The sequence below is a fragment of the Martelella sp. genome (genome assembly GCF_984369615.1).
Map to the genome: position 1 here is coordinate 1 of NZ_CFHTCS010000001.1, position 23,924 is coordinate 23,924.

25 protein-coding genes and 3 pseudogenes are annotated in these 23,924 nt (G+C 58.6%); 15 read left to right on the forward strand and 13 right to left on the reverse strand.

Translation table 11 applies throughout. The features are described 5' to 3' along the window. From AC5DC2_RS00005 to traG, 3 genes and pseudogenes are all read left to right on the forward strand, one after another. Nucleotides 1–169: TraC family protein (locus AC5DC2_RS00005; RefSeq protein WP_491697071.1), on the forward strand; the 169-nt coding region annotated here is incomplete at its 5' end. Between the two features lie 28 nt (nt 170–197). After that, nucleotides 198–395 (forward strand): annotated as a pseudogene (locus AC5DC2_RS00010) (conjugal transfer protein TraD); the annotation flags it as partial. A gap of 22 nt (nt 396–417) precedes the next feature. Beyond that, nucleotides 418–2,364, forward strand: a complete 1,947-nt coding sequence (gene traG, locus AC5DC2_RS00015) for a Ti-type conjugative transfer system protein TraG (RefSeq protein WP_491697054.1) — start codon at nt 418–420, stop codon at nt 2,362–2,364. Nucleotides 2,365–2,536: 172 nt separating this feature from the next. Here traG and AC5DC2_RS00020 read toward each other — a convergent pair whose 3' ends face one another. The 4 genes from AC5DC2_RS00020 to AC5DC2_RS00035 form a co-directional block, all read right to left on the reverse strand. Continuing rightward, on the reverse strand, nt 2,537–2,701 hold the full coding sequence (locus AC5DC2_RS00020) for a hypothetical protein (RefSeq protein WP_170125242.1): 165 nt from the start codon (nt 2,699–2,701) through the stop codon (nt 2,537–2,539). A 428-nt stretch (nt 2,702–3,129) separates the two neighbouring features. Next, entirely contained in the window at nt 3,130–3,354 is a 225-nt protein-coding gene (locus tag AC5DC2_RS00025; protein WP_146201553.1) for a hypothetical protein, read from the reverse strand. A gap of 60 nt (nt 3,355–3,414) precedes the next feature. Beyond that, nucleotides 3,415–3,759: a DUF736 domain-containing protein gene (locus AC5DC2_RS00030; protein WP_032492531.1), complete on the reverse strand. Its 345-nt coding sequence runs from the start codon at nt 3,757–3,759 to the stop codon at nt 3,415–3,417. Nucleotides 3,760–4,070: 311 nt separating this feature from the next. After that, nucleotides 4,071–5,378 carry a Fic family protein gene (locus AC5DC2_RS00035; RefSeq protein ID WP_244916232.1) on the reverse strand — a complete coding sequence of 436 codons (1,308 nt, stop codon included), beginning with the start codon at nt 5,376–5,378 and terminating at the stop codon, nt 4,071–4,073. 101 nt (nt 5,379–5,479) lie between these two features. On the opposite strand from AC5DC2_RS00035, the gene AC5DC2_RS00040 reads away from it, so the two are divergent. After that, a complete protein-coding gene (locus AC5DC2_RS00040; protein WP_459912225.1) occupies nt 5,480–5,797 on the forward strand; it encodes a hypothetical protein in 318 nt (105 codons plus the stop codon). Here AC5DC2_RS00040 and AC5DC2_RS00045 read toward each other — a convergent pair. The 4 genes from AC5DC2_RS00045 to AC5DC2_RS00060 form a co-directional block, all read right to left on the reverse strand. Next, the gene (locus AC5DC2_RS00045) at nt 5,794–6,684 is read right to left on the reverse strand and encodes an ArdC family protein (protein WP_032492525.1); all 891 of its coding nucleotides are present in this window, start codon (nt 6,682–6,684) and stop codon (nt 5,794–5,796) included. The two genes, AC5DC2_RS00040 and AC5DC2_RS00045, sit on opposite strands and share 4 nt — an antisense overlap. A 316-nt stretch (nt 6,685–7,000) precedes the next feature. Further along, complete coding sequence (locus AC5DC2_RS00050) at nt 7,001–7,360, reverse strand: hypothetical protein (RefSeq protein ID WP_109614779.1); 360 nt, start codon at nt 7,358–7,360, stop codon at nt 7,001–7,003. After that, nucleotides 7,357–8,040, reverse strand: a complete 684-nt coding sequence (locus AC5DC2_RS00055) for a division plane positioning ATPase MipZ (protein ID WP_109614778.1) — start codon at nt 8,038–8,040, stop codon at nt 7,357–7,359. Before AC5DC2_RS00055 ends, AC5DC2_RS00050 begins: the two co-directional genes overlap by 4 nt. Before the next feature lie 248 nt (nt 8,041–8,288). Next, nucleotides 8,289–8,498, reverse strand: coding sequence for a trans-acting factor B (locus AC5DC2_RS00060; protein ID WP_109614777.1), 210 nt, complete (start codon nt 8,496–8,498; stop codon nt 8,289–8,291). Nucleotides 8,499–9,314: 816 nt separating this feature from the next. Between AC5DC2_RS00060 and AC5DC2_RS00065 the strand changes: the two are divergent. The 3 genes and pseudogenes from AC5DC2_RS00065 to AC5DC2_RS00075 form a co-directional block, all read left to right on the forward strand. Continuing rightward, nucleotides 9,315–9,551, forward strand: a pseudogene (locus AC5DC2_RS00065) (transposase); the annotation flags it as partial. A 231-nt stretch (nt 9,552–9,782) separates the two neighbouring features. Next, nucleotides 9,783–11,144 (forward strand): IS110 family RNA-guided transposase, encoded by a 1,362-nt coding sequence (locus AC5DC2_RS00070; protein WP_491697055.1) that lies wholly within the window; start codon nt 9,783–9,785, stop codon nt 11,142–11,144. Between the two features lie 9 nt (nt 11,145–11,153). Then, nucleotides 11,154–12,038, forward strand: a pseudogene (locus AC5DC2_RS00075) (IS3 family transposase); the annotation flags it as partial. Between the two features lie 267 nt (nt 12,039–12,305). On the opposite strand, the gene AC5DC2_RS00080 reads toward AC5DC2_RS00075, so the two are convergent. After that, a complete protein-coding gene (locus AC5DC2_RS00080) occupies nt 12,306–13,133 on the reverse strand; it encodes a class I SAM-dependent methyltransferase (RefSeq protein WP_109614775.1) in 828 nt (275 codons plus the stop codon). 463 nt (nt 13,134–13,596) lie between these two features. On the opposite strand from AC5DC2_RS00080, the gene AC5DC2_RS00085 reads away from it, so the two are divergent. Together AC5DC2_RS00085 and AC5DC2_RS00090 are read left to right on the forward strand one after the other, a co-directional pair. Next, on the forward strand, nt 13,597–13,848 hold the full coding sequence (locus AC5DC2_RS00085) for a hypothetical protein (RefSeq protein WP_109614769.1): 252 nt from the start codon (nt 13,597–13,599) through the stop codon (nt 13,846–13,848). A 10-nt stretch (nt 13,849–13,858) separates the two neighbouring features. Next, on the forward strand, nt 13,859–14,752 hold the full coding sequence (locus AC5DC2_RS00090; RefSeq protein WP_210205694.1) for an AbiJ-NTD4 domain-containing protein: 894 nt from the start codon (nt 13,859–13,861) through the stop codon (nt 14,750–14,752). A 238-nt stretch (nt 14,753–14,990) separates the two neighbouring features. On the opposite strand, the gene AC5DC2_RS00095 is transcribed toward AC5DC2_RS00090, so the two are convergent. The 4 genes from AC5DC2_RS00095 to AC5DC2_RS00110 all read right to left on the reverse strand — a co-directional run bounded on the left by AC5DC2_RS00095 (nt 14,991) and on the right by AC5DC2_RS00110 (nt 18,548). Next, complete coding sequence (locus tag AC5DC2_RS00095; protein WP_146201552.1) at nt 14,991–15,494, reverse strand: thermonuclease family protein; 504 nt, start codon at nt 15,492–15,494, stop codon at nt 14,991–14,993. 21 nt (nt 15,495–15,515) lie between these two features. After that, nucleotides 15,516–16,031 carry an RrF2 family transcriptional regulator gene (locus tag AC5DC2_RS00100; protein WP_109614766.1) on the reverse strand — a complete coding sequence of 172 codons (516 nt, stop codon included), beginning with the start codon at nt 16,029–16,031 and terminating at the stop codon, nt 15,516–15,518. 13 nt (nt 16,032–16,044) lie between these two features. Further along, nucleotides 16,045–17,397 (reverse strand): plasmid replication protein RepC, encoded by a 1,353-nt coding sequence (gene repC, locus AC5DC2_RS00105; protein WP_109614765.1) that lies wholly within the window; start codon nt 17,395–17,397, stop codon nt 16,045–16,047. Between the two features lie 806 nt (nt 17,398–18,203). Then, the gene (locus tag AC5DC2_RS00110; RefSeq protein ID WP_109614764.1) at nt 18,204–18,548 is read right to left on the reverse strand and encodes a MarR family transcriptional regulator; all 345 of its coding nucleotides are present in this window, start codon (nt 18,546–18,548) and stop codon (nt 18,204–18,206) included. A 250-nt stretch (nt 18,549–18,798) separates the two neighbouring features. On the opposite strand from AC5DC2_RS00110, the gene trbB reads away from it, so the two are divergent. The 6 genes from trbB to AC5DC2_RS00140 are packed head-to-tail and all read left to right on the forward strand — an operon-like array spanning nt 18,799 to nt 23,905. Beyond that, a complete protein-coding gene (trbB, locus tag AC5DC2_RS00115; RefSeq protein WP_280523580.1) occupies nt 18,799–19,791 on the forward strand; it encodes a P-type conjugative transfer ATPase TrbB in 993 nt (330 codons plus the stop codon). Then, nucleotides 19,781–20,149, forward strand: a complete 369-nt coding sequence (locus AC5DC2_RS00120) for a TrbC/VirB2 family protein (protein WP_109614763.1) — start codon at nt 19,781–19,783, stop codon at nt 20,147–20,149. The genes trbB and AC5DC2_RS00120 overlap by 11 nt, the downstream gene beginning before the upstream one ends. Further along, nucleotides 20,142–20,441, forward strand: a complete 300-nt coding sequence (locus tag AC5DC2_RS00125) for a conjugal transfer protein TrbD (protein WP_109614762.1) — start codon at nt 20,142–20,144, stop codon at nt 20,439–20,441. Before AC5DC2_RS00120 ends, AC5DC2_RS00125 begins: the two co-directional genes overlap by 8 nt. Nucleotides 20,442–20,444: 3 nt before the next feature. Beyond that, nucleotides 20,445–22,883: a conjugal transfer protein TrbE gene (locus AC5DC2_RS00130; RefSeq protein ID WP_109614761.1), complete on the forward strand. Its 2,439-nt coding sequence runs from the start codon at nt 20,445–20,447 to the stop codon at nt 22,881–22,883. After that, on the forward strand, nt 22,858–23,649 hold the full coding sequence (gene trbJ, locus AC5DC2_RS00135; protein WP_109614760.1) for a P-type conjugative transfer protein TrbJ: 792 nt from the start codon (nt 22,858–22,860) through the stop codon (nt 23,647–23,649). Before AC5DC2_RS00130 ends, trbJ begins: the two co-directional genes overlap by 26 nt. Before the next feature lie 4 nt (nt 23,650–23,653). Then, entirely contained in the window at nt 23,654–23,905 is a 252-nt protein-coding gene (locus AC5DC2_RS00140; RefSeq protein WP_109614759.1) for a DUF2749 domain-containing protein, read from the forward strand. Nucleotides 23,906–23,924 lie beyond the last annotated feature (19 nt).

Here is a 23,924-nt window from a genome sequence, read left to right on the forward strand (position 1 = left end):
ACAGGAGCTCAAAGAGGCAGAAGCAAAAGAGGCTGATCGCCTGGGAGCACTGGCCATCAAGGCGGGGCTTCATGAGATCGAAGCGAGTGACGCCGATCTTGTGAAGGCCATGAAGGAAGTGGCTGCCCGATTTCAGACCGCGCGCGCACAGCCCGGTAAAACGGCTTAGCGCCCGGATCGCCAGGACGGAGCGGCAGTTGCAATCAGCGACCAGCGACGAGCGGAAGAAAGACACGCGTGAGAAAATCCAGCTTGGCGGCCTGGTCGTTAAAGCCGGTCTTCGCGATGTCGATAAAGCCGTTATCCTCGGCGCGCTTCTTGAAGCCGCCGAACGGCTGAACGACGAAACGGAGCGGGCGCGATTTGCCGCTCGCGGCAAGGAGGCATTCGAGAATGGAAGCAAAGAAGCTGGCGCTGATGAGCGCCCCGATCGCGGTAATGCTGGCAATCCTGTTCGCGATGAACGGGATTGAGACCTGGGTGGCCGGATTCGGCAAGACGCCGGAATCCTATCAGACGCTCGGACGCATCGGATTGGCCCTCCCCTATGTGACGGCGGCTGCCTTCGGCATCATCTTCCTGCTTGCGACACGAGGATCATTGGCAATTCAGTCGGCAGGCCTTGGCGTCCTCTTGGGCGGCGCGGCCGTCGCTGCAATTGGTATGATTGGCGAAACAACGCGCATCATGTCCATGATCGATTGGGTGCCCGATGGACAGATTGGCAACTACCTCGACCTTTACACCTTGGGCGGCTCCGCTGTCGCGCTCGGCTCCGCACTGTTCGGCCTCAAGGTCGCTATGCGAGGCAATATGGCGTTCGGCTCAACCGGCCCGAAACGGCTGAGTGGAGCCCGCGCCGTTCATGGCGCCAATGACTGGATGAGTGATGCGCAGGCGGCAAAACTGTTCCCGGCGTCGGGCGGCATTGTCGTTGGCGAGAACTATCGCCCCGACAAGGATACTGTCGGCCAGGTCGGCTTTGATCCCCGCCGAAAGGACACCTGGGGCAAGGGCGGGAAAGCGCCCCTGCTCTGCTTTGATGCCGGGTTCGGCTCCACCCATGGGCTCGTCTTCGCCGGATCGGGCGGCTTCAAGACGACATCGGTTGTGATCCCGACCGCGCTCAAATTCAAAGGGACACTGATCGTCCTCGATCCCTCGACCGAGATCGCGCCAATGGTCACTGCGCACCGGCGCAGCAATTACCAGCGCGTGTTCACGCTCGACCCCCGGAAACCCGAAGTCGGGTTCAACGTCCTCGACTGGATCGGGCAACACGGCAACTCGCCCGAGGAAGATATCGCCTCCGTCGCGGCATGGTTGATGAGCGAAAAGCCGCGTGTCAGTTCCGGCTCCGATGACTTTTTCCGCACCACGGCCGAACAGCTCATAACCGCGATCATCGCGGACGTGATGCTGAGTGAAGAGCCCTTGGAAGATGACGACGAGGACGAGGAAGACGACGAGCTGCGCACTGGCGAAAAATCGCTGCGCATGGTTCGCAAGCGGCTCGCCCAACCGGAAAAGACCCTGCAGAAGAAACTCGAAAAGATTCACAGAAACACCTCCTCCCGCTTCGTGCGGGAGAACGTTGCCCCCTTCATCAACATGACCGAACAGACGTTCTCCGGGGTCTATGCGACTGCTACCAAGGAGACACATTGGTTGTCCTACGACAACTATGCGGCTCTCGTATCCGGCGCCACCTTCAAGACCGAAGACATTGCCGACGGTGCGCACACCATCTTCATCAACATCGACCTATCGACCCTCGAAAATCATCCGGGCATGGCCCGTGTGATTATCGGTGCGTTCCTCAAGGCCGTCTACAATCGCAATGGCGACATCAACGAACGCGCCCTCTTCCTCCTCGATGAGGCCGCGCGCCTTGGCTACATGCGGATCATCGAAACGGCCCGCGATGCGGGCCGGAAGTACGGCATTACCCTGTTGATGCTGTTCCAGTCCCTCGGCCAGATGCGCGAAGCATTTGGCGGACGCGATGCGACCAGCAAATGGTTCGAATCCGCATCCTGGGTCTCCTTCTCGGCCGTCAATGACACGGACACCGCCGATTACATTTCCAAGCGCTGCGGCCAGACGACAATCGAAGTCGATCAAGTCAGCCGCAACACCAATGGCGGGCGAACTGGTCGATCGCGCTCCAAGCAACTGACACAACGCGCGTTGATCCTGCCCTATGAGGTCACGCAAATGCGGACCGACGAGCAGATCATTTTCACCAGCGGCAACCCGCCGATCCGCTGCGGCCGGTCGATCTATTTCCGCCGTCAGGAAATGGCCTCGAGGGTCGGTGCGTCCAATTTCTCCCCAAAGTCAAAGGCGGACGCTGGCGCGTAAGCGGAAGCCGCCCCATTGCGGTTTACCACAGGTTACGGCCTTCTCTTCGGCGCAATTTGGATAAGCGCGTTCAGGCCTCCACCTGCTCCGCCCGGTTCTAAGTAGGAACCGGGCTCCGGCCCTCCGGGCTGGAAAACCGCAAAGGGCCGGAAGCCCGTTTGTTTGAGCCGCCCTAGCGGGGCGGCTCGGCGCTGAACAGCGCGTCAAATACGGCCTTTTCCGCCGCGTGCTGCACCATAGCCTGCTCCAGCTCGGCCGCGATCTGCTGCCGCTCGCCGGCGTCCAGCGATGCCGCCAGCTCTGCGCGAAGTTCCTGAATGTGATCGTAGGTCGTCATTGCCTTGCTCCTTTGATTGAAAACAAAGGTTCGGCGCCAAGGTGAAGGGCTTGAGTCAATGACCGCCCCTGGGCGGCCCGAAGGGCAGATGGGGGAGCCGATTTGCGAAGCAAATTGGGGGTACCGTCTGTCGTTGACGCAAGACATTCGGCTTGGCACCATCGGCCCATGTTGAGAGAGAGAATACCTCTCCGTATCGCTCCCCTGCCCTTGCAACGGTTCGGCAACACTGCTCGTTTCCGGCAAGGGGCTGGTCCTCGCCATGCTCACCGCTACCGCGCCTGCGCGTGGCTCCGGTCCCGGTAAACCGCCCTTGCCCTCAACTGCGCCGCGTGGCGTCCTGAAGGTGTCGGGATGAGGGGCGTCTGCCCCTCGTGTCCCACTCGGTAGGTTCGACGGCCTGCGGCGCGTCGAACAAGGGGCGGATCTTAGAGCGCCCGGAATCTGCAAAGAGGCCGATTGGTGAAGCCTGGTCGCCAGCTCTGGTGATCGTAGACGTGGATTAGCGTTCCGATTGCCGCTTCCCCTGCCCCGAAGATTGAAAAAAGCACTTCTCCGATCTGTTCGGGATGAAGACAGGGGTAGCAATCGATCTGGCCGTCCGGTCGTTGGACCTCGATGCGGAATTGTTGAGTGTTGTCGTTCGCCGTCATGATCGCCTCCGCCGATCGGCTCGGCCGCCGAAGCGGCTGAGCCGAGGCAAGGCCGGTCCGTTAGGACCGGCGCTCGCTGTTGAGGTAATCGTTCGGGATGACCGCCATCAGCGTCTCATCGTCCTGACCGGGGTAGCGGCCGAGATTCGCGTACCAGCGGGAGTGCCCGGTGTTGAGTGTCAGCGCCAGGTAGGGCTTGTCGTCGGCGTTGAGCCGTTCCCAGATGCCGCCAACTTCAACGCGCCTGCCCCGCGGGCTCTGTGCAAACAGCCGGTACTTGGGGGCCTTCTCGTTGTCGCTGGTAACCGGCTCGCCGGTAACGTCGATGTCGAATGAGAGGGTGGCGATGTTGCCGGTGATCTTCTTGCCGTCGATCTGGATGAAGTTTGCGAGGGTGTCGGTCATTGTGATGCTCCTTGTTAGCGAGTTGCCGATGGGAGCTTTCAAAGAGCGGATATGGGCCGGACCACACCGAAGGCCGTAGCGTCAGCGAAGGACCGGGACTGGACGCGATTTTGTCTCGCGAGGAAGGCCGAACCGGGGTCCCCGCCCGACATGTCGGGTGGGGTGGTGATGCCGGGGAAAATCGTAGATAGGCGCGGTTGTGGTGCGGAACACCGCTCTTAGCTTCCCATCACCGGTAATTCGTGGACATACAAGGGGTATTGCAAGGGGCTGATCGACACCCTCCCCCAAACATGACGACGCCGGCGGGATTACCGGCTTGGTCCGCCTTTGCCTAACGACTGCGATTGGTTGAGTTCGCGGGCCTGGTTGCGCACCTGAGCATCGCCCTTGTCGAGCGTTTTCAGGACTGTGCGCGCGGTCGCAAGCTGTTGTTCATTGGCGCCATGTTTCTCGGCGATCGGCGCGAGGTTGCGAGCCGTCCTGAGCCTGCCGATATCGTCACCGAACCGCTTCTCGAATGAACGAATGGACTTGCTCAACTCGGTTTTCTGGTCGTCGGAAAGAGGCTGCTTCTTCTCGATCGCGCTCATCAGCGCGGCGCTTGGCTGGGCGATTTCCACCTTGCCGCGCTCGGCCAGCTCATGCTTTTCCTGGGCCAGGGTCTGACGGATGCCATGCACCAGCGAAATGTAATCATCGGCAACACCACGTAGGCCTGTTCGTCCTGCTATGGCTCGACGGTAGTCCATCCGTTCCTCACGGCTGGAGAAGACGCCGCCTGCGCCCTTGTATGGGCCATAGGCCTCCGGATCGAGACTGAGGCGGGCAATTACGTCGCGATCGCCAATCTTGCCGCTCATGGCGGTTTCGCGAACCGCGTCGAGCATCTTGGACGGATCGCGGTAGACCCCGGCCGCCATTCGGTCGAGGTTGCGGCTGGTTTCACGGAAATAGTCGGATTGCTCCAGGGCCTTGTCGAGGTCCGTCTTGCTAACGGCAGAGTCGAGTGTGCGGGCCGGAAGGATGGGTTGGCCGGTCATGGTCTTTTCTTCGGGACCAAGCCCAGGTAGGCCGCGCAGCGCATCGGCCGACTGAGCCCGATCGATGGCGCCGGAGCGCACATACGGTTTGAGATAGGCGTCGAGATGCCCCTTGCCGGGAGCTTCCAGCTCTCGCGTGAGGGCATTGAGATAATCGTTCTTGTTGGTCTGCGACCAGTCGATGTGGATACCCGCGCGACGGCAAAGCTCGGTATGCACCGTCATGATCGTGCGGCCGTTCCCATCAAGGAAAGGATGGGCATAGGCGAGATTGCCCATCACCTCGCCGGGTTTCTCGCGCATCGTGGCAGCATCGTTGCCCTGCCCCAAGGCATAGTCGACGCCTCGGCCGACATGCGAGGCGAACATGAATTCCACGGCCCCTTTCGTGACGTGGAGATCTCGAGCGTTCTGGGAGCGGTCCTGACCAGCCCACGGATAGACGTCACCAAACAAGGTTTCGTGCGTCTTCTTTACGTCCTCAAATGAAAGTCGCTCGACGCGACTAAGGTTGTGCAAGGCACGCTCGACATTGCCGCGAAAGGCATCATGCTCAAGGTCTTTGACCTTGGCCATGTCCTTTTGCCCGGCATGATTTCGCAGATATCCTCGTGTGGCAAAATCGCCGAACGGATCAAACGTCATCCTCGCGCTTGGCGTTCATCAAGATATCGGGAATGGAGACGGGTCAACTCAACACCGTTGATGACTCCCGCCTTGCGCAAGGCGACAACGACTTCCTGGACCTCATCAAACGCGACATCATCACCAGCCAGGCGCGTTACATCGTCCGCCCAATCGTCAAGCTCGGTACGAGCCGCGACAATTCCGTGCTGCTTTGCAAGCGCCAAGATGCATTCCTCGGCGGTCAGTTCAGTGGTGTGACGAACAGCGTGTGCCATGACAATCCTCAATATTTTCTGTCTGTTAACCTAGCATATGCTGGTACGGGAATCGAGTGCAGGGCTCCGACCACCAAGGGTAGAGCGGCCTAAGCGGCCGCCCTTTTTTCTTGAAGCGAGTGCAGGTAGTCGGCCGCCGCTTGCGCCTTGGAAGCGGCCCGGAAGATGGCGCGCTTATCCTGCTTCATGACGGCCAACCAACTGGCAAGGTACGACGCACTCTCGGGCCTGACCGAAGCGGTGATTTCGAGATCGGAGCAAAGGAAACATGCTGAAATTTCGGCGACCAGCTCCTCGAAATGGTATTCGTGATGCCGCTTGTCGGTGCTCTTGAGCCGGTCAAGCCGCTTGCTCGATCCTGACCAGTGAGAGACCTCATGCAGGATGGTCGAATAATATGCCTCGGGGCTTTCGAACGCCCGAAACGGCGGCATTTTGATCATGTCGAGCGCGGGAATGTAGCAGGCCCGATCCCCCTGATGTTGGATCACTGCGCCGGTGTTTTCAATGAACCGGTCGGCGCCTGCGATGCGCCGATCTTCCGGCATGGGGATTGGTTTGGCGTAGAAATCTTCCGGAAGGCCGTCAATTTGCGAGAGATTGAAGACGGTATACCCCTTGAGATAGGGGATTTCCCGGTCCTCATCCTCGCCTCGTCCGTTATCGACGCTGCGGGTCACGGTTCCGTATTTGACGATGATGGTTCCCTTTTCGCCTTTACAGACCTGGCCGCCAAGCTCCTGCGCCTGTTTGTAGGTCATGAACCTATCGTGCTGGAAGTTGTTGGCGGCCGATGCAATCCACAGCAGGAGGACGTTGATCCCACGATAGGGTTCGCCGGTGGAGCGAAGCGGCCGGGGGAAGGAACTGCCGATGTTGGTGGCGCTCCAGGGCTGCATCCAGGGCCGTGTACCGGCCTCCAAGGCGGAAACGATGGTGTCGGTGATGCGCTGATAGGTATCCGTGCGGGCTTCGCTCATGGCTATCTCCTTTGCCTCGTCTTGCTGACGGGGGCTCAAGAGACAGGGCGACAAAGCGGGGGCTGCACCCGAAGGGCCGCAATGCAATGGAGGGCATCAAAGCCCTAAGAATTTGCTTCGCGAGGAAGGCCGAAGGCCGGGGAAATTGTTAGGGCGGCGATGCTGCGGAAATCGCGCGCCCTGTCAGCCATCCGTCCTAGAAAGCAAGGCAGAGGCAAAGGGGGATACCGCGACGGCCCGCCGTATCCCGTTGCGCTGTCACGGCCGGGATTTCTCCTTGCCGGTGCATCGTTGTATGCTTGGGCGATCGGTTGCCCTATCGGCCCCCTGCCCTACCGTCTTCACGCTCATAGGCATCCATCATGGAGATCAGGACGTCCTCGCCTGCGGAGATACCCATGCGCTGCGCCAACTCCCAAAAGCGGCGGCGGGTATCCTCACTGGTCGCAATGTTGAGCTTGGCCGTTCGGTTGGAACGGCGAAGGCTGCGGGCGTCGAATGGTGCCTCGGATGCCGGAGCCTTCGGCGGAGTGGCGGGCTGAGCGGAATGCCGGGCGGTAAAGCCAGCGCGTTCAGCTACCTGTTTTATCTCTGCTTGATCGGATTCCGGAACTTTTGCGCGCGGCTTGAATCCCGTAACATCAGGCAGGTCTAGGGAGACACGTTCCTTGGTCATGCTGCTGCCGTCTCCTGTTCTCGAAGGGTCTCAATGACTGCTGTTGCCAACTGCTGAGCATTCTCCTGTGCCGTCCTGGGATTGGACACGTCCTCCTCGGATAGATCGAAGATCGTTCCGCCGAGCTGGAACATGGCACTGAATGCGGCCCGCTCCATCATCGACGCCGGCAGGATCGGGATGCCCTTTTCTTCGAGCGTCGTCCGAATGTGGCGTTGCTCCCTGCTCTGCAATGCCGTGGTCATGGAAAAGACCACGCGATAGTCGATCTTGCGCCGGAAGGCTTTGCTCTCACGCTCGATAAGGGCAATCACCCTGCCCGCCTGATCGGCGTCGAGCTGCTTGCCGCGCATTGGAATTAGCACCAGGTCGGCGCGGCTGATTGCATAGCTGGCCGTGAGGTTGGCTGATCCCTCCAGGTCAACGATTACGAACGGGCATTTCTCAGCGGCGGTATCGATCGCATCAACGATCGATTCCTCGTTGATGCCGCCCATCACCTCGAGCTGTTTCGGAACCGAATCTCCAAACCGGCTCGCCCAGGTCGCGAGGGGCTGGTTGGGATCGGCGTCGATAAGCGTCACAGAAGATCCTGCAGCGGCATAGACTTGGGCCAGGACGAGAGCGGTCGTTGATTTTCCAACGCCCCCTTTTGTCGAGCAAAGGACGATAACGGGCATTGCTACTCCTTCCGGTTCTGAGTTCCTTGCCGGTTCTTTACAGGACAGAAGTTACTATAAAGTGACTTCGAGGCGGGTTCCCATCTACCATAAACCGTCCATATGGTCACCACATGGCCAGAAGGAACCAACAAGGAACCCGGTTCCTGCTCAGAACTCGATAAGAACCGGGTTCCTTATTAGAACCGGTTAGCGTTGGAAAACGCCAAGGGAGCAAGGAAAAGCCCCCCGAAGGGAGCGGCTGAAGATCAGCCGGTTTTGGCGACCTTCTTGTTGTCGTTGTCGGCTCGACCGTCGAATTTCGCGTCATAACTCAAAGTGATCGCGAAAAGAGGGGGGAAGCCGATTGTTACGCCAATTTTGAGCGTGCCCTGATGTTTAGCTTTTCCGATCAGCTTCTTGATGAAGCCGACAATTTGGCGACCGGTAAGGCGGAGGTAGGTGATGGTCTGTTTCATAGCAGTTCTCCTAAAATGATGATTTCGTGTGGTGCGAAGCAGATAGAGCGGCGGCCGGCCTGCCTTTGCACCGCGCAGCGGTCGCAACGAAGTGGAGAACCCGAAGGGTTGCCAAGGCAGGCCAGCCGCTAAATTCGCGCAGCAGACCATCCGAAATTCAGCATTTGGCACTGCGAAGTAGACCAGCACCGGTGCGTCGCACCGATGTTGCACAGGGCGAAAGAAGCTGATCGGAAAAGCGGGCAGGGGGCGTGACGGCGTGGCGATCGGCTTCCCCCCGGATCACGGTGCGATTCGTGATGAAAATGGCCGACAACCTTCCTCGCATGACAAAACCGGCTGATCTTGATGCTGACCGGCGGGAGGCATTTTCTTTGCGTGGGGCGGGGAGCGCGAGGGGAGGGGCTTTAGGGGCTCCCCTCGTACCAGTCGGTGGGCGCTCGATGCGCCTGTCGGCTGGTGGGCGGCTTGGAATTTGCAGGGAAAAGGACTATATAGGCTCTCAGGAGTGGGACGCCGGGTTTCCCCGACGCCCCCTTTCCGAGATTAAGAATTGAACCCGGATTCGGAGTAGCCAGCTCGTCCGGGTTCTTTTCATTTCTAGGGTAACGGTCATGGGCAAAAGCCACATATCGTTACCTCCTTTTGAGGGCGAGGCCGTCGCCTCGGCCGGGGTGGCCTATCCTCCCCGATCGGCGCGGGCTGCTCCGCGCCTTGCTGCTTCCGCCCTCAAATCTGATTAGCGTTCCCTGTATAATGAATAGCCCCTAGATTTGTAGACGCCTTCTTTCCTAAATTTGAGGCAAGAAGAGCATCATGAGCAAATCAAATTTCAGCGAAGAGTTTAAGCGGGACGCGGTGCGTCAGATCACGGAACGGGGTTATCCCGTTGCCGAAGTATCGCAGCGCCTGGGTGTGAGCCCGCACTCGCTCTACGAGTGGAAGAAGAAGTTTTCGTTGACATCCGGCAACCAGGGCAACGACCTGTCTGAGGAGATCCGGCAGCTCAAAAAGGAGTTGGCGCGCGTCACCGAGGAGCGCGACATATTAAAAAACGATCACGGGCCTTGGTCCGCCTGTGCGCGGTAGAAACAGACTGTGCTATCTTGTTAATCGGAGGGGAGTTGCCGTTAGCTTATTGGAGGCATTTGACCCCGTTAAAAAACGTGGCACATGGGCTGTTGCGGACTTGAGAGTGGTGACGCCGCTTCGGCGGTGATCCCGGTTAGGAAATTGAATAATTTGCACGGCCCAGCCCCTCCTTGATTCAAAGGAGGAGAGGTCATGTCCAAGACTATACCATCTAACACGCAGAATCTAAGGCGCATGAACCCGAGAGCCGCCGCCATCGATATTGGCGCGACTATGCATATGGCAGCCGTCAATCCTGACGCTGATGACATGCCAATCCGCGCTTTCGGGACTTTTACCCATGATCTGAACAATCTTGCTCACTGGTTCAAATCCTGCGGGGTCACCAGTGTCGCCATGGAATCGACAGGCGTCTATTGGATACCGGCTTACGAGATTTTGGAGCAGCATGGGTTTGAGGTGATCCTCGTCAATGCGCGTTATGCAAAGAATGTTCCTGGTCGAAAGACCGATGTCAGCGATGCGGCATGGCTGCGCCAACTGCACTCCTATGGTCTGCTTCGAGGAAGCTTTCGGCCGAATGCACAAATTGCCACTCTGCGTGCATATTTGCGGCAACGAGAACGACTGGTCGAATACGCCGCCGCTCATATCCAGCATATGCAAAAGGCGTTGATGGAGATGAATCTTCAGCTTCACCATGTCGTGTCAGACATCACCGGCGTCACAGGCATGAGGATCATCCGGGCAATCGTTGCCGGCGAACGAGACCCTGATGTGCTGGCATCCTTGCGCGATATCCGTTGTCACTCCTCGGTCGAAACGATACGCGCATCCCTGGTTGGGAATGATCGGGATGAACACATCTTTGCGCTTTCCCAATCGTTGGACCTATACGACTTTTATCAGCAAAAGATGCTCGAATGCGATCACAAGCTCGAGCAGGCGATCGCCACAATGACGCATAATGTCGAAAAGCCACAATCGCCGTTGCCTAAGATCAGAATAAGGACGAAGCAGCCGAATACCCCATCGTTTGATGTCCGGGCCGCATTATATGGCCTTGTAGGAACGGACTTGACGCAAATTCATGGCTTCGGTGCATCACTTGCTCTGAAGTTGATTGGTGAGTGCGGCACAGATTTGCGGGCATGGCCAACCGCCAAACACTTTACATCGTGGCTTTGCCTGGCTCCGGGCAACAAGATATCTGGCGGCAGACTTCTTTCGTCGAGAACGCGCCGATCATCGAGTCGGGCGGCCGCACTCTTGCGGTTGGCAGCTACCACGATTGGCCGAAGCGACACAGCGCTGGGTGCGTTTTACCGACGTTTGGCAGGGCGTATCGGCAAGCAGAAAGCAGTGACGGCGACTGCACGCAAGATCGCTGTGCTCTTCTTCAACGCTCTTCGCTTCGGTATGGCTTATCGTGATCCTGGTGCAGAGGCATATGATGAGCGACATCGCGGCCGGGTTCTGGCAAGCCTACAACGCCGTGCTCGAGCTTTGGGATATCAGCTTGATCCCATCCCCGATGCAGAGAGTGTTTCTTAGGAAAGCGACCGCGTATTTCGCCAGGGATGCAAAGTGAAGTACGCGTTTGTTTCAAAGCATCAACAGCAGTTTTCGGTGCGGACGATGTGCCGCCTGTTGCGCATCCATCCCAGCGGCTTTTACGCCTGGCTCCGAACGCCGTTGAGCAAGCGGGCTTATGAAGACGAACGGCAAATCGGTCTTCTGCGGAAAGCCTGGGAGGAAAGTGGCAAGGTCTACGGCTATCGCAAGCTTCACGATGACCTGCTCGATCACGGCGAGACATCCTGCCCCAACCGGGTTGCCCGCCTGACACGGATTGCCGGGATAAAGGCTCAGATTGGCTACAAGCGCCGTCCCGGTATTTACGGTGGCAGGCCTTCTGTTGTCATCGACAACACGCTGGATCGGCAATTCGACGTCGCGGCCCCGGACAAAGCCTGGGTCACCGACATAACCTACATCCGAACCAACGAAGGCTTCGCCTATCTCGCGGTGGTGATCGATCTCTATTCCCGCCGTGTCATTGGCTGGTCAATGCAGAGCCGACAGACTGCGGACGTCGTGCTGCAGGCATTGCTCATGGCTGTCTGGAGGCGAAAGCCAAAGGAAAAGGTTCTGGTGCATTCGGATCAGGGATCGCAATTCACCAGCATGGACTGGGCATCGTTCCTGAAACACCACGATCTGGTTCATTCGATGAGCCGACGCGGCAACTGCCATGACAATGCTGTCGCCGAAAGCTTCTTCAATCTGCTGAAGCGCGAGCGGATACGGCGAAAGTTATATCGTTCGAGAGACGAAGCCCGGCAAGACGTGTTCGATTACATCGAGATGTTCTACAACCCGAAGCGCAAGCACGCCAGAAACGGAATGCTGTCACCTGTCGAGTTCGAAAAGCAGCAGAAAACGTAACCCGAGGGTGTCTACGAAACTCGGGGCTATTCATAATGCCATTTTGCGAGCGTTGCGAAGGGCGGCACGGCTGGTTTCGAACCTGTAGCCGTCCCATTCCTTCCACGGCTCCCAGCCCCATCGGCGTCGGGTGGCCATACCAGACGCGGACCTCGACGCGCTCCGCGTCAAGCTCCCTGACGATTGAGACCGTGAATGATCCGCCCATATTCGAGGGCGTATCGAACACCTCGACGTGCCGGATTGTCCGGCTTTCCTTGGCCCTGCTCATAGCAAGGCCAACTGTTCGGCGGGTTGGCGGGAAATCTGCGGCATGGGCTTCGCCTCAATCCGCTCGATCTCATCGGCCTTGCGGGCGCGCGCCTCGGCAAAATCGAAACAGGCGATCTCGCAAATGATCGAGGTATCTTTCCATTGGTCGCGGAAAATCGAGGTGTCGATTCCGACTCCTGCGTCCATTTCAAAGCCTGTCGCCTTGGAAAACTCGGCGCCACGGCCTGAATTGCGGCGCTCGTAATAGGGGCGTCCGGAATACTGGAAGCTGGCGGACTGCTGCGGAATGATGAACGCGCCATGATCGGCAAGCTCAGCGGCAATATCGATCACATGAAACTCAAAATCCGGGCCGCGATAGCGCGGGCCGTTGCCATGGCGTTTGACCTTGCCGAATGGCGGATTGCCAATAGCCATATCGAAACGGCCTAGATCGAGTTCGCGCCAGTCGAACACATCGGCATTGATCCACCTGGCCTCCGGCAACAGCTTGCGGCCAACCTCGCAATATCGCGGGTTGATCTCGACGCAGGTCATATCCGGGGTTCTGCCGCAATAGGCTGCACGATGATAGATGAAATAGCTGAGCACGCCGATACCGGCGCAAAGGTCGACGACACGCCCGCCAGTTCCGTCGAGGGCGAAATCACCGGCAAGGTCGAAGGGGGTAAAGAACGCTCCCGACGCGCCGTTGATGTGGTTCGCGCCTTCGTGCCAATGCCGAAACACAAATTCCCGCTCGTCGTCGGTGAGCCTGTCCTTCGTCAAGATCGCCTCTGCCTCGTCATGGGCTTTTCGCTGCGCCCGCGTGAGTTTTGCCATGGTCCTGAATCTCCTTTTCCCGCGAAGCGGCTTTCCTGCCCGAAGGGGCAGGAGCCCCGCTCCTGCTCCCGAGCTCGTGCGGAACAGCGGGGGAGAGGGGGGCAAGCCGACAAACGGGCAGGGGGGACCACCCACCCCGAAGGGGCGCGCATGCGGATCCGCGTCAGCAAGATCCGCGGCGCGTCCTGCACCGAATGGATGGGGGCCGGTCTCGGCCGGCGCCAGGGAGTGAGGGAAGGATGGGGGATGCCGGTTTTCGGCTTGCAGGGGAGAGGGGGCAGCGACCCTCTTTCCCCTCTAAAGGATCAAAAAGAGGCCGCCCTGGGCGGCCACAATACCTCGTGGGCTAATCGGCTCGAAGCTGTGAAGACGGCCAACTCGAAGAACCGACCGGAAACCTAAAGTCGAGGCGGTCACAAAATGAAACTCGTGTATATTCGGCTAGAAGCGGGAGGGGAAAGTCATGACATGGGTTTCGGTGATATTGGCCTCGGTAGTTCCGGGCGTGTTGATTGTCGGCTATCTTAATCGCCGGGGAAATCCCCAGGACAAGGCCAAAGGAATTGGGTGGCAGTTCATCCGCTATACGGTGCTCACCATTGCAGTTCCGATTGTTGGAATCCTCGCGCTAAATGGCGCTCTCACCGGAGAGGCGGCAACACTGATCGCCGGCGCAATGGGATATGCCTTCGGCAAAACCCCCAAGGACGAATAAAGGTTGGGCCGTGAACTATTTCAGCGAAAAAGAAGAAGGTGAGCGCCCTCGGGAAAAGGGGGAAATTGGCGAAGGGGCGTGGGGCGGTATTGGGGCACTCATCGCCGCACGAATTGAAGATGGCTCCTTCGGCGCGACTTACCCCAATCCCTGTCCCGATGGTAATGGACCCATTGGCACCGACGCGGATGCCTTTTGGAAGGGAATGCAGGGAGACATTCCCAATTTTCAGGAACTCCCGTTACCGGCCTGGTACGACGCGATTGAAATGCCGAGGACGTTAGATATCCTCGATGCGATCGAATTCTGCTGGCGATGCGTCGGAAAGCCTATGCATGTCGGCTATCACGAGTATTTCAAACACCATCATCTGCGGTTCGATGTTGGAGCCGGCCGCGGCCAGTTTCGAGAGGACATCAACCGAATTCTTCGGCGGAACGGGCTTGCCTACGAACTCAAGGTAGATGGCAGCATCGAACGTCTCGCGCCCCCTGTGTTGAGGGAAGAACTTGAATCGGCACATTTCCGCACAGGAGATTCGGAGTTGAACCGCATGCTGGAAACAGCGCGTCGGAAGTTTCTTGACCCTGACCGTGCGGTGCGCCGAGAATCGCTGGAAACACTATGGGATGCCTGGGAGCGGCTTAAGACCTTGGGTCCAGGACCAGACAAGAAGGCACAGCTCTCCGCTCTCCTCGACGCCACAGCCGAAGCATCCTCCCCGCGACTTCGCGAGGCCTTGGAGAGAGAGGCCAAGGAGCTCACGTGGATAGGCAACAACATGCAAATACGCCACTCGGAAAAAGAGAAAGAGCAGGTCGCAAGGGGCGAACATATTGACTATCTCTTCCATCGGCTTTTCAGCCTGATTCAGGCTCTTCTCCGGATGAACAAGGGGATTTGACCTACGCAATATCGGTCTGCGCGACGGATAGCCCCCGAAGGCCGAGACGATCGACTGGCGGGGGTTGGCTTTCCTGGCATGATGGCGGCTCCGGAGGAGACGCCGGCAGGACTTAGGAATGCCCCCAGGCATGGAATAATCGGCTCGGTAAGCCCTTTCAGGGCGGGGTTAGCCGGGTCGGGCCTTGGCCCGAACGCGCCCGAAAATCTCTGGTATTGCCCAACATAGGGTCGCTCAATCAATCAGCAGCCCGGTAAAAGTTACCGCCGCTTTGGAAATTTGAAGACCAAACACCAGCTTTCTTCTCCCTGGCCTCGGCTTCGATCAGACCATAGCTTTCCTCGATCGGCTCGCCATTTACTCGTTTGGCAATCGCCATGCCCTTTTCCAGGGCAAGCTTTGCGATGTCCTCACCGCTCGGCAAAAAGCACCGGCCATAAAACGTTGCATACTCGGCCGAACCTTCGTCTATGCACTTGATTGCATAGCCCAAAGTGATCTGCGTAAGCCATCCGGCGGCGACGATCCCGCACGGCCAGCCGACGCCGTTGAAAAAGGCCCTCTGCTCCAGATCACAGGTTTCGATTCCATAAAGCCGCACCCACAGGTTCGAACCTTGCAACTGGAACCGGCTGCCATTTGCCACGGAAACGAGCCCGGAACGGGATTGCGCTTCGGCTTGAACAGCTCCGGCCGCGATCAGGATCAACGCCAACGCCCAAATTTTTGGTTTCTGCATCATTGGGAGCCCTTTGATCGGATGCTACGGCATCGCATTCACTTCTGGCTGCCTTGTCATTCCGTCTTTTTTCTCGGGACACGGCCGATTCCGGAATAACGCTGCGCGTTCACGCGCTGCGGCATCCGTTTCGGCGCTTCGCAACTGCGCCATGCTGTAGCCTTCGAAGATGACCATGATTTGCTCCTGCACATGCCGATACATGTTACGCAGCGAGCACCGGCCATTGAGAAAGCACGCACAGTCCGGCGATCTGTCGCATTCCGTGAATTTCCATCCCGCTTCCTGTTCCCCGACGGCGATCACTTCCGACACGCGGACATTCGCCAGGTCGCGAACTGCTTTGACGCCACCGTTGCGGCCTCTAGTCGTGCGGACGAGGTTCGCTTGCGCCAGGTCGTTGATGAGGGTCTGCATGGAAAACGGTGAAATGGAGACGGCAAAGGCCAGCTCGGGCACTGGCACCAGTCGGTCCTCGAGCTGCGCGGCCAGATAGAGCAGGATTTTGATTGCGTTGTCGGAACGCATCGACATTTGCATGGTGGATCTCCGCTTAGTTTCGGTATGTCGGGGTTGACGGCGCGCGGCGTTCTTTTCGCGGCTTCCGCCAATGGAACAGCGAGGCCGGAAGATGAAGCTGGCCGGCCTCCGCCTTCGACAACATCCCGTTCAAATAGGCTCCTGGGTTATCGATCAGTCCATCCTCATGTTTCTCGTAGATCAACGCGACCGCCGCGGCCGCGGTTTGACGGCCAAGCATCCGGCAGGCGGCCGCCCATGTCGAATCCGGGATCTGCAAGCTCGGTTTCGCCACTTTTTCAGCGGCATTAACTATATCGTCCCATGTAACGCGCCCTCGGGAAACTATCCACTGCCCAAATTCCGGGCAAAGCACCATCAGAGTTGGGGGATCGATCGGCCTTGCTTCGATTTTTGTCGGTTGCTCTGGTGTCTCGCCTCGCTCAGGCTTATTTCCTAAGCCCTCTTCGCCGGCAGAGCCGGCGCTGATCAAATCGAGTTGTTCCGCGTTAGCGGAACGCCGCTCTCTTCTGTACAAATCATGGATTTGTCTCTCGGTTGTATTCTGTATGTGCGGCTCACTGGTGAACCCCAAGGGGCTCATATTCATGTCTTTCTGACCCGCTTGCCCTGTGCCTGACGGGGTGGGGCGGGCGGCTTGATCTTCGAATTTGTCAGCGGCCGCGGCATAGGCCGTGCGTGCCCGCTCAAGGATGGCTGCGAGGCGTTCACTTAGATCTTCCAGCCGTTCGGTCGAGCAACGGCCGCGCCGCAGCACGGCAAGCTCGTCCAGCTCGTCGGCGCACTCGCGCCATGGGCCGGGTAGATCGTAGGCGAGGCCGGATTCGATATAGGAGGTCAGCATCTTCCGATCGCGCGTGAATTGCTGTGCCAGGGACCGGGTGTAAGCCTGACGGCGTTCCTGCGCCTCGGCCATCGCCTCGAGGTCCGGAGTCCTGATGCCCAAGGGAGCAAGATCGATCCCGTAACTCCGCTCAACTTCGATCCTGCCGGAATGCGGATTGCGGCGACCGACGCGGCGGCCTGATGGACTATCTTTGAAGGTGATCAGGCCAGTTTCGGCCAGCCGGCGCAAGGTCCGCTTCACTGTAGCCAGGGACGTGTTCAGTTCGTCCATGAGCCGTTGATTGTCCGGCCAGGCCAAGGGGCGGCTGTCTGCTTCCCAATCGCAGTCGCGGGTGAAGCTCAAGAGGCAGTTCATGAGCTGGATCGCCTGGGCATGGAGCCCAAGCAGTGATGATGCTTTGTTGAAGGCAAGGACCGCCCGTTTTTTCTGAACGGCGGTCTGCGTGCCCCATTGTTCGGCAAGGGTGTGCGCATTGTTTATTCCAGGCGTCATCGCCCGGAAACCGGTTGGATTTGACATAGGATCTCCTGTTGCAGGGCAAAGCAGACCCGTTCGCCAAAGCGGCGTTTGTGGTTGACAAATTTTCCGGAGAGACTATCTTCAAGAGCAAGTTTCAGAAGCTGCTCGGGGTTTGGCGACCCTGGGTTTGAAGATAGGCTCCGTCGCTTCGGCTTCGGGGCCTTTATCTTTTCTGGGCTGAGTTCAAACGGTTTCCTTTTATTTGCAGTATTGTGATTTGGGTATTTGTGCCGGATTCGCTCCGGCGCGGCAACCCTGTCCAAGTCGATTAGGAAAATCTGCGGATTGGGATCATCCCAATGTGCGGACCGCATATTTTTTCTGAGGATCGGGACAAAATGAAACTGAGGACCGATCCGCAGGTACGCTAACGGTATTAGCCCCGTCCGCTTACGGGGCAGGCCTCCGTGGCGCGAATCTCTTGCGCCATCGTAAGTCTACTCCGTTTTGGTCATATTCCAGTAACGATGTTCCTAACATCGGCCCTCCCGCGTATCAGACAGGAGGCCAGTGCAATCAAAATCGATCATGTCTCGATCGATTACGCTGGTCTGAAGAAGATGGGCGAGAGCACAGAGAATACGACTGTGGTCCATGCCCAGGCACGTGACGAGGAACGACACTTTGACAGGCAGTGAGTCGTTGGCCGCTCGGGCGAGCGCGAGCGTAACGGCGAGTTGGTCCACAAGTATTGCACGGTCACGCGCTAGATGCGCCGGCCGGAACGTTGACGATTGGTAAAAGCAAAGGTCCCATGGACCTTGAATAATATTGTCTCCGGTCGCCTTAGTCATTGGTTCCTATATTTAATTTCCCTCATTTAGTATTGCATCACGAAATATCTTCAATTCGGGCGTCTCTACGAGGCGAAGTGCAAACGCATGGCCGCGCCCCAAACGATTGTGAATCTGTTCTCTTGTGACCAGGCCGCGCTCGACCAGCCGGGTAACGAGCTTGTGCGTCTGTGAGGCGTTGAGGCCGTAGATCTCGCCAAGTCGCTGAGTGGTCAAAGGCTCCGGCTGATTTTGCAGGGCATTGATCGTCAACAGCACCGCGACTTGCTGCAAGCGAGAGGCGGCTGTTTCCTCCGGAAAGGCGTTTTCTACGATCTGCTTCACGAGATGCCAAATGAGTCGGTTGTGCGATTGCATCCGTTTTAACTTTCACATATAGAAAAGTCCAGCCATCGTTTTGATGGCGGGCTGTTTCTCCTTAGTCGCATTTTTGCGGCTAGGCGATGCTGCGTGTCTGGTGCAACTGTGTCACATACTCTCGGATTCCGTGTAAAAGTCGCTACCCTGAGTCATGTTTCCTCTGTCGCCGGGTTGACACATGCTACTGGCTAACTCAGTAACCGAATTACTGGTTTGCAATAGGACTTGATGGCGAGAGGGTCTTCTTTTGAGCAGGGACGGAGCGAAGGAATCGCGCCGCAGGCTGGAAAACAGTCTTCGCGACGCACTCGGCAAGACGATCCTTGCCGCCCTCGATGACCCCAAGGTTGTCGAGGTCATGCTCAATCCTGACGGCACTCTTTTTATAGAGCGGATTGGTGCTGGCATGGAGCCGGCAGGTGAAATGAGCGCCCATGACGCCGAGGCGGTGATTGGCCGCGTGGCTCACGCGCTCAAAACCGAAGTCGACCAGGACCGGCCGATTATCTCTGGTGAACTGCCCCTGGGTGGCCATCGTTTCGAGGGGCTTTTGCCCCCGGCCGCACCCTCTCCGATGTTCACGATCCGCAAGCGCGCATCGATGCTGATCACGCTCGACCAGTACATGACCGACGGGATCATGAGCGCGGCGCAAATCGCCGTCGTTCGCGAAGCGATTGCAAATCGGTGGAATATCGTGGTGTCGGGCGGCACGGGTACGGGCAAGACGACGCTCACCAACGCGATCATTCGCGAGCTGGTCGACGTGGCCCCGGAGCATCGACTGGTGATCCTTGAGGATACCGCCGAAATCCAATGCTCGGCGTCAAATCACGTCATCCTGCATACAACGGACACGGTGGACATGGGCCGTCTCCTGAAATCGACGATGCGGTTGCGGCCTGACCGTATCATCGTGGGCGAGGTGCGCGATGGCGCGGCCCTGACGCTCTTGAAAGCATGGAATACAGGCCACCCGGGCGGCATTGCGACGGTTCACTCGAACAATGCCTATGCCGCTCTCACTCGCCTCGAGCAGCTTGTCGCGGAAGTCAGCACCCAACCGATGCCCGAAGTCATCGGGGAGGCGGTCGATCTGATCGTTTCCATCGAACGCGCCCCAGGCGGGCGCGTTGTTCGGGAAATCCTCAAGGTCGAGGGGTTCCGCGACGGAAAATACCTCATCACGCCTATCGGCAACCACAAGTCTGAAACACAGGGAAAACTCCATGTCGCGTAAATTGCTGACGCTACTCGGCCTCGTTGCCGCTTCACTGATGATGATCGAACCGGCTCTTGCTGGTGGTGGCGGCGGGCTTCCCTGGGAAGGTCCGCTTGAACAGATCCAGGAATCCATAACCGGGCCGGTCGCCGGCGCCATCGCGCTTGCCGCCGTCGCCATTGCTGGCGGCATGCTGATCTTCGGTGGCGAGCTGAACGATTTCGCCCGCCGTCTGATGTACGTGGTCCTTGTCGCCGGCATCCTGCTCGGCGCAACGCAGATTGTCGGCCTGTTTGGCGCGGGCGGCGCGTCGATCGGCGTTCCGGAGCAAGTGGAAGCCCTCAAGCCGGTCCCTGGGGGACCGGCTAATGGCTGAGCAGGAAAGCCGTTTGGAGAGGGCGCGGATTCACCGCGCCCTGTCCCGGCCAACCCTGCTTTTCGGGGCTGACCGCGAACTGGTGCTGATCACCGGGCTTGCAGCGGTCATCCTCATTTTCGTGGTTCTCACGATGGTATCGGCGGCGCTCGGCTTCGCGATCTGGATCGTGGTCGTCGGCCTTTTGCGCATGATGGCGAAAGCTGATCCGCTGATGCGCAAGGTCTACCTCCGCCACATCAGATACCGCTCGTATTACCGGCCGACTTCCACGCCATGGCGGAAATATTGACCGATGGTAGCTCTCTCCAAATTCCGCCACACCGGCGCGTCGTTCTCGGACCTTCTGCCCTATGCGGGGCTGGTCGAAAACGGCATTATTCTGCTGAAGGACGGCTCGCTGATGGCGGGCTGGTATTTTGCCGGTCCCGATAGCGAAAGCTCGACCGATTTCGAGCGCAACGAAGTGTCGCGCCAGATCAACTCCATCCTCGCCCGGCTCGGTTCGGGCTGGATGATTCAGGTCGAAGCCGTGCGCGTTCCGACCACTTCATATCCGACCAAGGATCAGTCCTATTTCCCCGATCCGGTCAGCTCGTTGATAGATGACGAGCGGCGCCAGCGCTTCGAAACGGCCGAAGGCCACTACGAAAGCCAGCACGCCATTATCCTGACCTATCGCCAGCCGGAAAAGCGCAAGTCCGGCTTGGTGAAATACATCTATTCTGACGACGAAAGCCGCTCGACCAGCTTTGCCGACCGCACGCTTGAATATTTCCGTGCGCAGATCCGCGAGTTCGAGCAGTACATGGGCAACGTCGTCTCGATCCGGCGCATGGTGACGCACGAAGCAGAGGAGCGCGGCGGCTTCCGCACCGCCAAATATGATGATCTTTTCCAGTTCGTGCGCTTCTGCCTCGTAGGCGAGAACCATCCGGTTCGCCTGCCTGCCGTGCCCATGTATCTCGACTATCTCGCGACGGCCGAATTTCATCACGGCCTCTCGCCCATGGTGGACGGCCGATACATGCAGGTCGTGGCGATCGACGGCTTTCCGGCCGAGAGCTGGCCGGGCATTCTGAACGTTCTCGACCTCATGCCTCTCACCTATCGGTGGTCCAGCCGTTTCGTCTTTCTCGATCCTATCGAGGCCAGCCAGCGACTGGAGCGCACCCGCAAGAAGTGGCTGCAGAAGGTTCGCCCCTTCACCGACCAGCTTTTCAAGACCAATAGCGGTTCTGTTGATCAGGATGCGCTTTTGATGGTGTCGGAAAGCGAGGACGCGATTGCAGCGGCCAATTCGCAGCTCGTCGCCTATGGCTATTACACGCCGGTCATCGTCATGTTCGGCAATGACGAGGCCAAGCTGCGCGAACGCGCGGAAGCGGTTCGCCGCTTGATCCAGGCCGAAGGTTTTGCGGCCCGTATCGAGACCCTGAATGCAACCGAAGCATTTCTCGGAAGCATGCCGGGCAACTGGTACGCCAACATTCGTGAGCCGCTGATCCACACCCGCAATCTGGCCGACATGGTGCCGCTCAACTCGGTCTGGTCCGGTGAAGCGGTAAACCCGTGCCCCTTCTATCCGGAGGGTTCGCCGCCGTTGATGCAGGTTGCCTCTGGTTCGACGCCGTTCCGGCTGAACCTTCATGTTGGCGACCTGGGCCACACGCTGATTTTCGGGCCGACCGGTTCGGGTAAATCAACGCTCCTGGCCCTGATCGCAGCGCAGTTCCGGCGCTACAGGGATGCGCAGCTTTTCGCCTTCGACAAGGGCAAGTCGATGTATCCGTTGACGCTGGCGGTTAACGGCGATCACTACGATGTTGGGGCAGGGGAACAACTGACGTTCTGCCCTTTGTCGGATCTGGAATCCGATAGCGACAAGGCTTGGGCCGCTGAGTGGATCGAAACCCTGATCGAGCTTCAGGGCGAAAAAGTCACGCCTGACCATCGCAACGCGATCTCGCACCAGGTCGATCTTATGTCGAAATCAGAACGGCGCTCGCTTTCAGATTTCGTGTCCGGCGTGCAGATGCGCTCTATCAAGGACGCGCTGCGCCACTACACGGTCGACGGTCCCATGGGGCATTTGCTCGACGCGGAACAGGACGGCCTCAAGCTCTCGAACTTCCAGACCTTCGAAATCGAAGAGCTGATGAATATGGGGGACCGCAACCTTGTTCCGATCCTGCTCTACCTGTTCCGCCGAATTGAAAAGCGCCTGACCGGCGCTCCAAGCCTGATCATTCTGGATGAGGCCTGGCTGATGCTCGGCCATCCGGCATTCCGCGACAAGATCCGCGAATGGCTGAAGGTCCTCCGTAAGGCCAATTGCGCGGTCATCCTGGCAACGCAGTCGATCTCGGATGCGGACAAGTCCGGCATCATGGACGTCCTCAAGGAAAGTTGCCCGACCAAGATTTGCCTGCCGAACGGCGCTGCGCGCGAAACCGGTACGCGCGACTTCTACGAGAAGATCGGCTTCAACGACCGGCAAATCGAGATCGTCGCCACGGCCATCCCGAAGCGGGAATATTACGTTGTTTCGCCGGACGGCCGGCGCCTGTTCGACATGGCGCTCGGCCCAATCACGCTGTCCTTCGTCGGCGCCGCCGGCAAGGACGACATCAAGCGCATCGAGGAGCTGCACACCCACTACGGCGATGAGTGGCCGCGGCACTGGCTTCAGACGAGAGGAATCGAGAATGCTCACAAACTCTTTGCTTCGTAGCACCGTCGCGGGGGTCCTGCTCGCCCTTAGCATTTCCGGCTCGGCTCATGCCGGCGCGGCCACTGGCGGCGCGACCGAATGGACGCAGCTTTTGAACAATGTCCAATTGCTGGAGCAATCGGGGCAGGGCGTCACCCAGATCAACAATCAGGTGACACAGATCACCAACCAGATGACGCAGATTCAGAACCAGCTCGACCAGTACCGGACGATGCTGCAGAATCTGGAAAAGCTGCCCGATAACATTTGGGGGCAGGCGCAGCAGGACCTCAATCAACTTCGCAATCTCGTCCAGCAGGGCGATGGCATCGCCTTTTCGATGGGCGGATTGGACGACGTTCTAAAGCAGCGTTTTCCGAGCTTCGAGGAATTTGCCAGCGGTGTGAAGGGCGGGGAAAACTACTCCGACCAGTATCAGAGCTGGTCGCAGACCAACCGGGACACGATCGGCGGGACATTGGCGCAAGCCGGTCTAACGGCTCAACAGTTCGACAGCGAACAGAGCACCATGCGCGAGCTGCAATCGCAGTCGCAGTCGGCGGTTGGCCAGATGCAGGCGCTACAGGTCGGGCATTCGATCGCCAGCCAACAGGTCGAACAGATGCAGAAGCTTCGCGGCCTTGTTGCACAGCAATCGACCATGATGGGCGCTTGGTACCAGTCCGAACAGGCCGCCAAGGATCTCGCGCAGAACAAGCGGGAGCAGTTCTTTAATAGCACATCGCCGTCCACCTCCGGCGGTCAAGAAATGCAGCCGAGGTGGTAAGCGCATGACTGTTGTTAAGCTCCCCATCGTCATCGTGATTGCCCTCCTGTCCGCTGTCGCGGGCGGGGCTTTGTCCTATGTCGTCATTCCGAACACCGATCCGGAGGTGAAGGCGTTGCTTGCTCGCCAAGTTGAGCTTGCCGAAGAGGAAGCCGCTGCGCGCCAGGCTGCGCAGGAAAAAGCCGGCGACTTCTTCAAGTCCAATCCGGACGACTATCCAACCTCGGGCGGCCAGAAAATGGCACCTCGTTTCTGAACCAGCAGAGGTTTTCAGC